The sequence below is a fragment of the Streptomyces sp. NPDC047315 genome (genome assembly GCF_040643215.1).
Taxonomy (GTDB): domain Bacteria; phylum Actinomycetota; class Actinomycetes; order Streptomycetales; family Streptomycetaceae; genus Streptomyces.
Genome location: NZ_JBEYTZ010000020.1, coordinates 99,680 through 113,285 on the forward strand (window position 1 = coordinate 99,680; position 13,606 = coordinate 113,285).

Annotated in this window: 13 protein-coding genes; 7 read left to right on the forward strand and 6 right to left on the reverse strand. The window is 68.8% G+C overall.

Annotated elements, in window-relative coordinates:
* Positions 1 to 39 precede the first annotated feature (39 nt).
* Positions 40 to 834, reverse strand: coding sequence for an SAM-dependent methyltransferase (locus tag ABZ842_RS23155; RefSeq protein ID WP_361539669.1), 795 nt, complete (start codon positions 832 to 834; stop codon positions 40 to 42).
* A gap of 257 nt (positions 835 to 1,091) precedes the next feature.
* On the opposite strand from ABZ842_RS23155, the gene ABZ842_RS23160 reads away from it, so the two are divergent.
* Positions 1,092 to 2,252, forward strand: coding sequence for a serine hydrolase domain-containing protein (locus tag ABZ842_RS23160; RefSeq protein ID WP_361539672.1), 1,161 nt, complete (start codon positions 1,092 to 1,094; stop codon positions 2,250 to 2,252).
* A gap of 58 nt (positions 2,253 to 2,310) precedes the next feature.
* Here ABZ842_RS23160 and ABZ842_RS23165 read toward each other — a convergent pair whose 3' ends face one another.
* Positions 2,311 to 2,814, reverse strand: a complete 504-nt coding sequence (locus tag ABZ842_RS23165; RefSeq protein WP_361539675.1) for a YfbM family protein — start codon at positions 2,812 to 2,814, stop codon at positions 2,311 to 2,313.
* 285 nt (positions 2,815 to 3,099) lie between these two features.
* Here ABZ842_RS23165 and ABZ842_RS23170 point away from each other — a divergent pair, with 285 nt between their 5' ends.
* Both ABZ842_RS23170 and ABZ842_RS23175 read left to right on the forward strand, forming a co-directional pair.
* Complete coding sequence (locus ABZ842_RS23170) at positions 3,100 to 3,834, forward strand: serine protease (RefSeq protein WP_361539844.1); 735 nt, start codon at positions 3,100 to 3,102, stop codon at positions 3,832 to 3,834.
* A gap of 240 nt (positions 3,835 to 4,074) precedes the next feature.
* Positions 4,075 to 5,190 (forward strand): phospholipase D-like domain-containing protein, encoded by a 1,116-nt coding sequence (locus ABZ842_RS23175; RefSeq protein WP_361539677.1) that lies wholly within the window; start codon positions 4,075 to 4,077, stop codon positions 5,188 to 5,190.
* A gap of 63 nt (positions 5,191 to 5,253) precedes the next feature.
* Here ABZ842_RS23175 and ABZ842_RS23180 read toward each other — a convergent pair whose 3' ends face one another.
* Together ABZ842_RS23180 and ABZ842_RS23185 are read right to left on the reverse strand one after the other, a co-directional pair.
* Entirely contained in the window at positions 5,254 to 5,457 is a 204-nt protein-coding gene (locus ABZ842_RS23180) for a hypothetical protein (RefSeq protein ID WP_361539845.1), read from the reverse strand.
* Positions 5,458 to 5,512: 55 nt separating this feature from the next.
* Positions 5,513 to 7,093: a hypothetical protein gene (locus ABZ842_RS23185; RefSeq protein WP_361539680.1), complete on the reverse strand. Its 1,581-nt coding sequence runs from the start codon at positions 7,091 to 7,093 to the stop codon at positions 5,513 to 5,515.
* A gap of 225 nt (positions 7,094 to 7,318) precedes the next feature.
* Between ABZ842_RS23185 and ABZ842_RS23190 the strand changes: the two genes are divergently transcribed.
* The 4 genes from ABZ842_RS23190 to ABZ842_RS23205 all read left to right on the forward strand — a co-directional run bounded on the left by ABZ842_RS23190 (position 7,319) and on the right by ABZ842_RS23205 (position 10,596).
* Entirely contained in the window at positions 7,319 to 7,471 is a 153-nt protein-coding gene (locus tag ABZ842_RS23190) for a hypothetical protein (protein WP_361539683.1), read from the forward strand.
* Between the two features lie 335 nt (positions 7,472 to 7,806).
* Positions 7,807 to 8,124, forward strand: a complete 318-nt coding sequence (locus ABZ842_RS23195) for a hypothetical protein (protein ID WP_361539686.1) — start codon at positions 7,807 to 7,809, stop codon at positions 8,122 to 8,124.
* 525 nt (positions 8,125 to 8,649) lie between these two features.
* Positions 8,650 to 9,576: a hypothetical protein gene (locus ABZ842_RS23200; RefSeq protein WP_361539689.1), complete on the forward strand. Its 927-nt coding sequence runs from the start codon at positions 8,650 to 8,652 to the stop codon at positions 9,574 to 9,576.
* A gap of 390 nt (positions 9,577 to 9,966) precedes the next feature.
* Positions 9,967 to 10,596 carry an SMI1/KNR4 family protein gene (locus ABZ842_RS23205; protein WP_361539692.1) on the forward strand — a complete coding sequence of 210 codons (630 nt, stop codon included), beginning with the start codon at positions 9,967 to 9,969 and terminating at the stop codon, positions 10,594 to 10,596.
* A gap of 438 nt (positions 10,597 to 11,034) precedes the next feature.
* Here the strand turns inward: ABZ842_RS23205 and ABZ842_RS23210 are convergent, their stop codons facing one another.
* A complete protein-coding gene (locus ABZ842_RS23210) occupies positions 11,035 to 12,336 on the reverse strand; it encodes a DUF4157 domain-containing protein (protein ID WP_361539848.1) in 1,302 nt (433 codons plus the stop codon).
* 474 nt (positions 12,337 to 12,810) lie between these two features.
* Positions 12,811 to 13,407: a dihydrofolate reductase family protein gene (locus ABZ842_RS23215; RefSeq protein WP_361539695.1), complete on the reverse strand. Its 597-nt coding sequence runs from the start codon at positions 13,405 to 13,407 to the stop codon at positions 12,811 to 12,813.
* Positions 13,408 to 13,606 lie beyond the last annotated feature (199 nt).

A 13,606-nucleotide genomic window follows, 5' to 3' on the forward strand; every position in this document is an offset into this window, starting at 1 on the left:
GGGTTCGCTGGCGGTTGGTTGGGGTGGTGGTTGGCTTGCTTACGGTTTGCGGCCGATCGCTCCCCAGCCTGCTCGTTTGGTCGCGGTGCCGGTGGTGGAGTCCGGTCGCCAGTTCGGCCACGACACCAGCCCTGGTTCGATCAGGTCCAGTCCGTCGAAGAAGCGGGCGATCTGCTCGGGTGGACGCAGGATGTAGGGGATGGCGCCGGTCGCGTTGTACGCGTCCTGGGCTGCGATGTGTTCGGGTCCGTCGGCTGTGCAGTGGCTGAGGGCCAGGTGGCTTCCGGAGGGTAATTGCTGGACGAGCCGGTCGATCAGCCCGAGTGCTTCGTCGAAGTCGACGATGTGTCCCAGGACGTCGCAACAGACCAGGGCGACGGGCTGGGTCAGATCCAGTGTCACGGCCGCTCCTGCGAGGACCTTCTCCGTGTCCTGCATGTCGGATTCGACGTAGTGGGTGGCTCCTTCGGGCGTGCTGTCGAGGAGTGCGTCGACATGTCGGATGACGACGGGGTCGTGGTCGACGTAGACGATGCGGGCGTCGGGCGCGATGCGCTGGGCCACCTCGTGGGTGTTGTCGACCGTTGGTAGACCGGCTCCCAGGTCGAGGAATTGGCGCATTCCTGCCTCTCCTGCGAGATAGGCGATCATGCGCCGCAGGAAGTGCCGGGACTCCTGCGCGAAGGCGCGGGACGGAGGGAACGTCCTTTCGTAGGCTTCTCCGGCTATCTGGTCGGCGGCGTAGTTGTCCTTCCCGCCGAGCCAGTAGTTCCAGACGCGGGCGGAGTGGGCGACAGAAGTGTCGATGCGTCGCCGAGGGCTGTTGTCCGTCATGGGTCCTCCGAGAGGGAGAAGGAGCGACACTCGGGCCACCGGGGGCCCGTCGGGATCAACAGCATGCGGCAGGCACCACGGTGACGGTGTCGTTCCAGACACATCGCCCCCACCAGGCATGCGCCCTCCCAGGACACACCGCAACGCCAACCACCCCGCCGGTGGCGGCCCGGAGGCTCACCCGGGGGATAACCCCCTTCGTCTTTGGGGGAGCATCGGATCGCGCGCCCCCGTCCGCCGAAACTAGCGTCTCGGCCATGGCCTCGACTCTCCACTTCGCCACGGCGCTTGGCGTCGCCACACTGCTCGCCGCCCACGTGACCACTGCCGCCGCCCACCCGGCGACGCCGTCCCCCGCGGAACGGCTGAAGCAGGACGCCGCAGCGATCCACGCTCTCGGCGTCAGCGGGGTGCAGGCCCGCATGCTCACGCCCACCGGCCGCCACCACGTCGCCACCAGCGGCACCGCCGACCTGAGGACCGGCCGCCCGGTCCGCCCCGACGGCTACTTCCGCATGGCCAGCACGTCCAAGACCCTCATCGCCACCGTCGTCCTCCAACTGGAGGCCGAGCGCCGGCTGTCCCTGGACGACACGGTGGACCAGTGGCTGCCGGGAGTGGTCCGGGGCAACGGCAACGACGGCAGCAAGATCACGATCCGGCACCTGCTCCAGCACACCAGCGGCATCCACGACGACCTCCCGGGCTACACCACCCCCGAGGAGTACTACCAGCAGCGCTACGACCTCCACACCCCCGAACAACTCGTCGCCCGCGCCATGGCCCACGCACCGGACTTCCCGCCCGGCGAACGCTGGAAGTACTCCAACACCGGATACGTCCTCCTCGGCATGCTCATCGAGAAGGCCACCGGGCGCCCCGCCCACCAGCAGATCGAAGACCGCGTCCTGCGCCCGCTCGACCTCGACCAAACCCATTGGATGGGCACTTCCCCGACCCTGCCCCACCCACATGCCCGGGCGTACCAACTCTTCGGCCCCGGCTCCCGGGTGGACGTCACCCGCCAGATTCCGGTGGCCCCCGAGAAGCTGTCGTGGGTCACCACCACGCGGGACGTGAACGACCTCTTCCGCGCACTGCTCTCCGGCCGCCTGCTCCCGGCCCGGCAGTTGGCCGAGATGAAACGGACCGTCCCCGTCGACAAGGAGACCGAGCAGATGTGGCCCGGCGGCCGATACGGCCTCGGCCTGGTCGAGCGCCCCCTGACCTGTGGCGGAACATACTGGAGCCACGAGGGCGGGGACGGCGGCTACGTCACCCTCAACGGAGTCACCGAAGACGGCAGGCAAAGCGCCGTGGTCTCCATGTCCGAAGCGCGCGGCGACACCCTTGAGCACATCCTGGAGCAGGAGAACGCGGCGAGCGCCCTGATCGACAACGCGCTCTGCGCCCGGTGAGCGGTCCCAGCGGCGTGACTGCCCCCGCGAGAGGCTCGTCAGAAGTCCGGGCGGCCCGTCAGGCGATCCAGACGAGGAGCCCCTGCCTCAGACGGGCCGTCGTCTGGAAGAAGGCTTGGAGATCCTGGTACGCGAGCGCCGCGTCGTCCAGCCGTCCCTCCGGGTCCGAACCGGAGTACGGGTAGATCCCCGCATCCGCGAGCTCAGCCGGTGCGACTCCCTCGACGAGCCCCTCCGGGGTGATCGCAGCCATCGCCCGGGCAGCTGCCTGCACCTGCTCCGGGCTGATGGCGCGAGGCGGGCCGTACCCCCAGTCGTCCGCGCCGGGAAGCTCTTCCTCGCCGTGCACCACGTTCACCTCGACCCCACGGAGCTTGAGCAGGTACTCCAGTGCGTGCCACATCTTCCCGGTGCTGTGGAGACGGCCGCCGGCGACGGGCGTGCCGTCGCCCGGAACCGCCGCCAGGTGTTCCTCGACGAAGTCCCAGGCCCAGTCGGGGTCCTGGATCGCCCGCTCCAGCTCCGCGGGGGCGAGGCGGGCGTACTGTCCAAACATGCTCATGGCCGGATCGTAGGCGCCGCCACTGACAACGCGTCGAGCAACCCCCTCCGGGCTAGGACGACGCGTTCATCTCGTCCATGCACAACTACCGCGCGCGCATCGAGCGCACCCGGCCACCGGCCTCCAGCCGTGCGCCTGCAGGGTCGGGGCTCGGGTTTATCTCGCTGCAATGTTCTGTGCGGTTGGCTTCGGCGCATGAAGTCTGCATCGAAGTGGAGAGCAGGAGCAGGAGCAGGGCGTCGTCTTCGGGCGCGGCTGGTCGCAGGGGTCGGAGTGGCGGTGGTGATGGCTTCGGCGGCGCCCGCGTCGGCCATCAGCGGCGGCGAACAGGCCACCGAGGTGTATCCGTTCATGGCGTCGTTGCAGGAACGCGCCGATGGCGAGCACTTCTGCGGCGGCACGCTCATCCATCCACAGTGGATCGTCACCGCCAAGCACTGCCTGGTGGACGCCGACGGAACCCGCAAGGACCCCAGGGCCGTCCAGGTGCGGCTGGGCAGCAACAACCGCACCCAGGGAGGCGAGGTCCGTCGTGCGGTGCGGTTCGAGACCACGCCGGGAGCCGATATCTCCGGGCAGGAAGTGGCGCTGATCAAGCTCGACTCCCGAGCCAAAGCCGCCCCCGCGGCGCTGCCCCGGAGCGAACTGACCCCCGGCGATGCGGTGCGCACGATCGGCTGGGGCGACCATGAGATCCCGGAGCCGGGCGAACCCTGGCCGCCGTTCCCGACCCTGCTGCGACAGCTCGACACCCACATCACCACCCCAGAGCGCTGCAAGGGGTTCAGCGGCGAGCCGATGGCCCCGAACGAACTGTGCGCGGCTGCCCTGCCCGGCAAGGGCAAGTGGCCGCAGACCACCCGCGCCGGCGATTCCGGCGGCCCGCTGCTGACCGAGGACGACGGTACCTGGACCGTGCACGGAGTAGTCTCGCGCGGCACGTCTCCGCAGCAGAACTCCATCTTCGGATCCACCCACGACGCACGTCGGTGGATCGCTCGCGTCATGACCCGGTGCTGACCACCAAGGTCCGTCAGACCTGCGACGGCCGGGGACTGACCCCGGACCGTCGTCGTCACACCGAACAACGTCGACGACTCCACCGTCGCTACGACGAACGGGCCCACCGCAACCGCGCCAGTGATCGCGTGCGACAGGGCCTCGCCATGCCGATGCAGCCTCTACTAGCCTCCGGCCATGACCACGAGGAGCAAGGGAGCCCTACGCCACCGCCCCCTCTACGCCACGCTGTTATCCGTCATGGCCTTGGTGACCACGGCGCTTACCGCACCGTCCGCCGTCGCGGCCCCGGTCGCGGCGGCGGCGAGGCCGGGGACTTGCGAGGAGAGCGGGAACTACGAGGTCTGCTTCACCTACGCCGACAACGGAACCCCCGACGATCTCATCGCCCGCAAGATCAAGGCCAAGATCGACGCAACCGCCACCACCCCGGGTCCCGACGACTACATCCGGGTCGCCATGTACATGTGGCGGGTCGACGGTCAGGGAGATGAGATCGCTTCCTCGCTGATCCGGGCCGCCCAGAACGGCGTCAGCGTCCGGGTGGTCCTCGGCGGCGAGAACACCACGATCAAGAACCGGTTCACGGCTGCCGGCATCGACGTCCAGGAGTGCGTCAACGCCTGCACCGGCGAGACCGGCTCGATGCACAACAAGTTCTTCCTGATCCAGAAGGGCACCACCAAGCTGGTGCTCCAGACCTCCACCAACCTCACCGACAGCCAGATGAAGCACGCGCAGAACCTGCTCATCAGCCGGGACGACCCCGAACTGTTCTCGCACTACGTCAACTACTGGCGCCGGCTGTACGACCGGGACTGGACCTGGGGCGGCGTGACCTGGGGCGAGGAGCAGCGGGCCCGGGCCGGCACCAACGATCTGTCCCGCGCCTACTTCTACCCCATGCCGACCAAGACCCCGCTGGTCGGCGTCCTCCAGAACGTCACCGCCTGCGCGGCCGGCAACGACCGCGTCTGGCTGGAGGCCAGCCTCTTCGACAGCAGCAGCTTCTCCGCCGAGGTGGCCAGGGAGCTGAACCGGCTGCGCGGGATCGGCTGCGACGTCAAGGTCGTCCTCCAGAAGGAGCCCGGCCGCGCCCAGCTGGAGAACCACGGATTCCCCACGAGCCGGATCCAATGCGACGGCCAGCATCACAACAAGCTCCTGCTGATCGACGCGTTCTACGCCAGCCAGTGGCGCAAGGCCGTGTTCGTCGGCTCGTACAACATCACCCAGAACTCGCTCCGCAACTCCAACGACACCATGCTGCGGATCATCAACGGATGGGTCGTCAACCGCTACATCAACCAGTTCCAGGAGCTGTGGACGAACCCCCGCGCCTGCGACGCCACGTAGGCCACTTTCGGGTGACGTTCGCCTGTGGTGGTGCTTCCCGGCCGCGTGAGAGCGGTGTCAGCCTCAGAGGCCGCGCACGATCTGGACCGCCGTGACCGTGGTCACGGAGTCGGACACGTAGTACTGCACGATCGAGCCCGCGACGGTGGCCTGCCTTCGGTGTTCCTCCTGGCCGCGGCGGACGGGGCTGGAGCCGTGGCCGTACGGCTCCTGCCCCAGGCTGCGCCGCATCGCCGTGTCGAAGCGCTTCCGATAGTCGCTGTCCATTCCGGCGTGGACCTTCTCGGCCTGCCCGGCGTACTGGATCCGGTACGCGGCCACGTCAGGCCACCGCCTCGTCGCCGTGCCCACCCGCGGTGGGCCGGAGCTGGGCCACGACGGCGTCGGTCTCCGCCGCGACCTCGGCGGGGGTGGCGTGCTGGAGGATCGTGAAGGGGAGCTGGTGCGCCGGGGTGGAGGCGACCTCGGCGTCGAACGCGGCCCGCCGGGTGCCGTCGAGGCGTTCGTGGACGCCGGCGATGGTGGCGGGGACCTCCACGGTGCCCTGGCCGGTGTAGGGGATGAACCAGACCGGAGAGTCACCGTCGATCTCGGGCAGGTGAACCTGCTCGCCGGTCTCGTCCGTGACGCCGGTGAAGTCCCCCTCCATCAGCCGCGCCATGGTGTCTGGGTCCCGTTGCCGGACGGCGGGCGGCAGCCCCGCGTCGAGAACAATAAAGACCAGGCGCTGCCCCGGGGTTCGTTCGAGCCTCTCCTCAAACGCGGGCAGTTCCCCGGGGTCTAGGCGGGCCCGAACCCCAGCCGGGGTCGAGGGCACCCTGACCGTGCCCCCTGCCAGGGGAATGCTCCAGAACGGCTCCGTCTCCATGGTCCTCTCCCTGACGGCCAGTGCTACGGCGAAGAAGCCGCAGGAGCCACCGTAACGATGGCCATCGGCCCAGGAGGAGCCGAACCGGTCTTCCTCCACGCGATCGTGTGCGCGTCCACGCCTTGCGGCGCGCTCAGCCTTCTCGTCAGAGCAGGTTGAGGCCCTGCAGTCCGCCTGCGGCCTGCAGGACCAGGAACTCGGGGCTACGCGGGTCGCGCGGACCGTCTGCGGGCGGGGCATAGAAGGGCGCGGGCCAGGAGTACGACACCGCGGCGGTTCCGACGCCGGCCACTGCGCGGCCCCCATCGATGATGTTCCAACCGGCTTCGTAGCCTCCCGGCGCAGCATGTGGTCGGAGGGCACGTAGCAATCGGTGCCGTTGCTGTGGGCCATCACCCGCAGTGCCCCGGGAAAACGCTGCTTCATCGCGAGGTGGTAGCGGCTGACCACCTCGTGGTTCATGGTGAGGATGGTCAGGCCGCCCAGGGGCCACCGCTGGAGCCACATCGGCACGAACATCGGCAGCCGTTCGGGGTGGATGAGGGGAAGCATCCGCTCGGCGTGCCGGGCCGCCGCTCCTTCCCCGTCCGGCTTGTCCATCCAATCTGTGCAGCGCCTTTGGCAGATGTCACGCAGCGCCTGCAGTCCGGGGTCGCTGTTGTCCAGGGCGAGAGGCAGGGCGACGCGCGCCAGCTGGCAGGAGATGCCACCGGTCACCGGGAGATGGGCGCGGTTGCGGACGATGGCGGTGATCGCGTGCGCCAGGCGTGTTCCGGCCATGCCCGGATCGACCTCGGGGTTGAGGCCCCCTGCCGTGCCCTGGAAGAACAGTGTCGGTGCGCCCAGGGCTTGTTGGACGCGTTCGGCGGCGTGACCGCAGTAGTCGGCGCTGACCCGATAGCGCTCGCGGCTCCTTAATCCATCGCCGCCGTCGCGGACGGGGTGGCAGGAGTGTCCGGCCAGGACGGCGAAGGGCGCTCCCGTGACGGCGTTGCGTGCGACGAGGACCGGGGTCTCCGTCGGCTGGTCCGCCACCTTGCCCCCGGGTTCGCCGTCGCCGGGCTCGTGCCGCCGGGAACCGTCTGCCAGTACTGGACGAGTCGCCCGGCGCTGTCGGAGCCGAAGACCGACATCGTGCCGTTCCAGGCCACGGCGGCGGCCAGTTGGCCTGACATGGCCGGGCCTGGGATCTGCACCACGGGCGTCCAGACGTCGGCGGGGTTGACCTGCCAGGTGTGGAACAGTGCGCCGTTGTGAAGCGTGAACAGCACCTTCACGGTCGACGTCTCCTGCAAGGTTCGCGAAGAGGTCACCAACACCGCCACCGTCACCGGAGGCGGTGACCCAGCCACCCACACCGCCACCGACCCCACCACCGTCAAACACAACAAGCACGGCTGCCACCACAAGTAACGGCAGGACAGCAGAGGGGCCCGCGAGGACGAACCGCGGGCTCCGTCTCCGTTGCGGCCCGCACGTCAACAGCCAGTTCGCTCAGCCACCACGTCCCTCGACACGAGGGTGCCGGGCGCCGACTCAGTGAGCGATCGGCCGCCGTCACTTGTCGTCCTGTGGCCACCAGACACCACCGCATCGCTGCTGAACACGGTGATGCGCCAGCTCACGGCGAACGGCCATAGACTTCACCGAGGCGGGAGGTCTGTCATCAGGACTTCCGGGTAGGCGGGGCTGGAAGCCGTAGGCGTCCGGCTCCTGGGCGGGCGGCGGTCGATCCCCCGGGAGGGCACGTGGCGAAGAAGGACCGGACGGACGCGTCGAGGGAGAAGGACCGCGAGAAGTGGCTGGCTCGTTTCCAGGTACGGCTGGCCATGCAGCCGGGAGTGGACCGAGCAGTGGTGCTCCAGGCGGTCAAGGAAGTCACGACACACTGCGCGGATACGGGAGAGGACCCGCGGACTGCGTTCGGCGACCCGGACGCCTATGCCGTGCAGGCTGCGGCCCGACTGGTGCCGGCGGACCGGGCAGCGCGCGCGAGGCAGCACGGTGCTGTAGTGGACACGCTCGGTTCCGTGCTGAAGAGGGCTCGGGACGTCTCTGGTCTGTGACCGGCTGAAGCGACGCCCGCCACGGCTCGGCGCCGCACGGGTGGTGACGTAACCAATTGGCCTGGACTCGCTCGCGCATCCGCCGTTCGACTACGGGGTCTGGCCGGCTCGAAGCGGGCAGAACGGGCCGTCAGCCGCCCTCGCGCCGCCGCACCCACCAGGAGTGCCGAGGTGCGGTGGCCGCGTTCACGGCCCACCCCAAGGTCGCCGGCGCCTCCTCCAGGCGAGTGGTGTTCTCCACGCTCCGCCGTCGGTCGCCGGATGACAGGACGACTTCCCAGAGTGGCTGAGGGTTGGGCCAAGCGGTGGCCGAAGCGTTGGCCAGCAAGCCGGACACGCAGCTGCACCGGGAGCACTGCCGAAGGTGTGAACCCTCTTCCGCGGTGAACGCCTGTCTCCGTTGACCGGACCCCAGGGGACCCTATGGGCAAGCCGCCTGCCGCTGCCGACACCTCTCTCTTCGGCGTGAACGACGCCTGACGGTGCGGGCCATCACTGTGGGCCGGCGTCGATATCCTCGCGGACGTGATCTATGAGGGAACGATAGGTATGGATGAGGGCGCTCCGACAACGGCGCGCCTCCGCGATGTACTCGACCGTGCTGGGCGTGTCGTGATCGCCGAGGGACCTCCTGACGAGGCGGACTCCGCCAGCGTGGCGCGGATCATGGTGACCGGTGCTGAGATCGCAGACCTGGCCCAGGTGTTGGCCATCGTGGATGGCGGTACCGGCGACCGGTGCCTGTGCAACGGCTGGCCGACGATCATGGTGCACGACGTCAAGGGGGAACTGATCGCCTGCTGGACGCTGCACCATCAATCCGGTCTGCGAGGCATCGGTGACTGCGATGCCGAACTTCAGGATGGTCTGGCACTCACCGAGTGGCTGGCGGAGCGCGGCCTGACCGGATCACGGGAGGTTCAGGCAGAGCTGGCGGTGCAGGAGGCCGAGGAGGACCGGCGCCGACTGCGTTGGCTCCAGGCCGCACCCGCCGGGTTGCGCGACGCGGCCATGGACGTATCCAACCCGCCGGGGCGGGACCGGGAAGCCTGGTCGGATCGGCTTCGCGAGGCCAAGGCACGGCTCGCCAAGCTCGTCCGAGACGGCTGTCCCGACGGGATCGAGCGGATCCGTGCCCTGCTGGCATGGGCCGGGGTTTCCGCCAGGGAGTCCACTGGCGGCCTGAAGTGGTACGACCTGGTGGTCGAGGAGCTACTGCTCGCCGAGGATCCCGACCTCGTCCTCGCCTCGCTCGCCACGGGCTCGCCGAGCCCGGCTCAGCTCGACGGCGCGGCCCAACTCTTCGGGTCCCTCGAATGGACCGGAGCGCACGGCACGGACCTGCCCGAGCCGCTGCGGTCGATGCTGATCAGGCACATCCAGGCAGACGGCACCGACCCCATGAGGTTCAGGATGCGCCACGGCTCCTACGGTGCCGAGCGAACTGCCTGACCGGACTGTGCTGCTTTTGGACGGATCCCCGCCAACTCCTGTGTCACGGGCAGCGACCACGGGCCGCGGCCCCTCGCTGTTCTGGTATAGCAGCGGAATCCCGTCGTCCTCGATCCAAGTGCAGTACCTAAGGGCTGTCCCGTAATCCCTGGCGGGCGCGCGACGACAGCTACGGCACTCCCCCTGTCGGGCATGGTGGGACCCCCACGCCGCGTTGTCGGAATCACCACATACATCCGGTGTGCGGTGCCCCCTCCGCCTTGCGATGCACCGTATCTGACGCCGCGCGCTGATCCACCAGGGATTACGGGACAGCCCTTAGCTTAAGGTCGACCTCGTCACTGTGGTTCTGCCTTACGGGGCGTGAGCGCACCGGAAAGGATGTCCGGCATGTCCCTGCTCGATTCCTGGGATCAGATCGAGTCTTGGCTCCAAACCTATGCACCGGCGAGCTATGCGTCTCTCCCTGCCCCGGCGGACCCGGACGCAATCAGGTCAGCGCAGGACACCACAGGCCTCACCTTCCCCGAGGAACTCGTCATATCGCTCTCACGTCACGACGGTTCCGGCGAATTCATCCTGCCCGTGTTCCACCGCCTGAGCAGCGCCCGCACGGTGGCGGACGAATACCAGCGATTGTGCCTCGTGGAGCGTGAACGCCACCAGCAAGCCGCAGGCCGGCATGGAGCAACATCTGGGGAAGCCGTCCTGCCTCCCGAAGAGGGCCACTACTACTGGAACCCCCACTGGATCCCCTTCGGCTACGACGAGAGCGGAAACTCCCTGTTCATCAGCCTCGCTGCCGATGAAACAAACGGCAGGGTAGGCGTCCACGAGAAGGACGGGGGCGGATCGCTCAATCAGCACCCTGTATTCGCGTCACTCGAAGCACTGCTCAAGGCCGTCGCGGACGGCCTCAACAAGGGGACCATGGAAATCTGGGGCGAGTGGCAGATGCAAGTGGATCACGCAGGATATCTGGACTGGCGTTCACTGGACGGCGACACCGACACGACGTGAAGGGCCACAAACACGCTCACCCAACGCCGTTGACCCGATCAATCCGGGTAGGAGCAACTCCCCCGTCCAGCAGACAGCGCCGAGCCGCGCAGCTGCCCGCTGTCCAGGTCGCGCCGGTCGTGGTATCCGTGCCGCGTCCATCCTGATCGTCGGCGTCCCGCCACAGTTGCTGCGGCGTCATGTCGAAGGTCAGTGGACGGCCTCTTGGCTGTCGTGCCGACGGCGAGGCCGCAGCCTCCCGACTCTCGGCCGCCCTCGGCCCGCGCCGGCCGGACGCCCGCACCGCACCCCGGGGGAGGGGGGGCTACCAGCCGAAGCCGAGGCGCTCGCTCGGTCTGCGGCCCCCGCCGGGCCCCGGCTTCGGGCGGGCGCTCGGCCGGCCGGGTGCCGCCTGGGCACGGCCGGACAGCGGAGTCTCCGTGACGCGAAGTGACCACCTCATGCGCGGGACACCCGGATGACGTTGAAGTCGGGGCGGTGGGTGGGCTTGTACCGGACGCTGGTGGAGTCGGTGCCGCCATGGACGTTGAGGCCGGGTTTCGTCAGTTCCACCGGCTGGTCCTCATGCGATTCAAGCTCCTCCACGGTGAAGGTCAGGGGGATGTAGCCCTGCGTCTGGCCGTTCTCCGTGTTGATCTTCTTGATCCTCGCGGTGAGGTGCTCCGCGAACCCCTGGAAGGGCTCGTTGTCGGTCAGTACATAGGCCCTGCTCGCCGTCCCCATGACATGCTCCAGGCAGGAAGCGAGATCGTCCGGCGGGGTCCTCGTGACCCACGGTCCCGGGTGCGGCACGAAGATGTCGGTGTGTGACCTGTGGTGACCGAATTCGGTGATGGACCCCTTGGTCACCTCTACCGCACCGTCGGGCACCCCTGCACGTTGCAGGACCGACGTCGCCAGCGGCATCATGTCCGGGTCGTAGACCCCTACACTTCCGCGTTTGCGCGCCAGGTCAGCGATGAGCTGACCCTCGTTCGGGGTGATGAGGTTGACCGCGCCGGTGATCGTGTGGCGTGCTCGCGCCATCGCCTCGGCAACCGTGTAGTACTCCTCCTCGGATCCGGCCGCGTCCCGCAGTCCCTGCATGATCTCTTCAGGCAGACCTTGCCCCGCGAAGTGCTCGTCGGCCTCCTCCGGCTCCATCAGCCCGAAGAGCGGGTCCTTGGTCTCGGGGTCCACTTCCATGATCACCCGCTGGACCGTCGGCTGCCCGGCATCGTGCCCCCCGCCGGCCTCGGCGAACTCCTGGACCGGCACGGACGGGGAGACGGCAGGCCCGCGCATCACTCGGGTCGCGTTGGCCTCGGCCTCCCGCTCGAAGCGGTCGTCCGGGTGGGAGAGGCTGAGGCCGTCGCCGCGGTCCGTGCCCGCGACGGGACCCCGGCGCTGCTGGATGACATGGGTGAGTTCATGGGCGAGGGTGTGCTTGTCGCTTCCCCCGTCACCGAGGACGACGTCGCTGCCGCTGGTGTAGGCGCGGGCGCCGATCCCGGCGGCGGAGGCACGAGCGGCCTGGTCGTCGTGGATGCGGACATCGGAGAAGTCCGAGCCCAGGCGGGACTCCATCTCCTCGCGGAGACCGGTGTCGAGCGGGCGGCCGGTGCCGGACAGGACGTCGTGGACGGCGGAGCGCTGGACGGCCGGTGCACGCCCGGCGGCCTGCTGCTGATGACCGCAGCCCGCGCCGTGGGCGTGCTGGTCCCTGCCCTGGGCGTAGGAGTAACCGGAGAGCTGGAGCATGCGCACCACAGCGGCGTTGCCCGCGGTGCGCTGAAGGGCGAAGATTCCCGTCCGGTCCGGGGGAGCAGGCTTGACGGGTGCCGGGGACCGCTTCCCGGTGGCCTGATCGGAACGGTGCTTGCGTGACGACAACTGCGTTCCTTTCGGAGACTGCGCACCGTCAGAAAAGCGTGTCCGGCGGATCACCGGCAAGGTCCGTACGGGCAGCCCGGGGAGCACTTCCCGCTGTCTGGCCGGGCGCGCCCACGGCCCGCTGGGGGCGTGGTGTCAGCGGGAGGCTCGGCGGCGTCGATGGTTCTGTGCCGTTGGCCGAACTCCTGCGGGGGCCTCACTCCTGCGGGGGCGGCTTCGGAAGTGCGCCTCCGTGCCCGGAGTCGTCGCCCGGTGCGGGTCCGGTACCCGCACCCTCGTGCCTGACCGGCGCGGCCAGATGCGTTTCCGGCCGCGCCGTGCAAACCCGGTCCCGGGCGTGGACTACGCCTCGGCCACCGGCCGGTAAGTGCACACATGCACACCCGTGCTGCTGACCTCGGTCGAGACCAGCTCAAGCGTGCGCAGTCCAGCGTCGGCCGGGTAGATCGTCTTTCCGCCGCCGAGGAGCACTGGCATGATCATGAGCCGCAGCTCGTCGACCAGTCCCTCCGTCAGGAGGGTGCGGGCGAGCGAGAGGCTGCCCATCACCATCAGGTCCCGGCCCTCGGTTCCGTGCAGCTCCCGGATCTGGTCCAGAGCCCGGTCCCCGGGGATGCGGGTGGTGTTGTTCCAAGTCAAGTCGGGTTCGCCCAGTGTGCTGGAGACGACGTACTTGTCGACCGAGTTCATGTGGTCGGCGAAGGGGTCACCGGCCCGGCCGGGCCATGCTGCGGCCATGATCTGCCACGTGCGGCGCCCGAAAAGCAGGGCTTCGGTATCGGCGGCCCACTCGGCGAGGGCGCCGCCCATCACCTTCGGGTCGAAGAAGGGGTGCGTCCAGCCACCGTGGGCGAACCCGCCGTCGGTGTCCTCCTCCGGGCCGCCCGGCGCCTGCATGACGCCGTCCAGGCTGACGAATTCACCTATCACAATGCGCATCGAACTGTCTCGCTTCCTTGCTTGGTTGTAGCTGGTCATCAGGTTCGTCAAGTCGTTGGGGATTCATCGGTTCCGGCGCTCTCTTCCGGTGAGCACCACAGCAGGTGATCTTCAGCCGCCCGCTTCCGACGACGAGTGCGTCAACGCGGCGTCGATCGCAACCGGGCAGTGGCTGCCCCCGCTCACCGGAGCCCGGGGC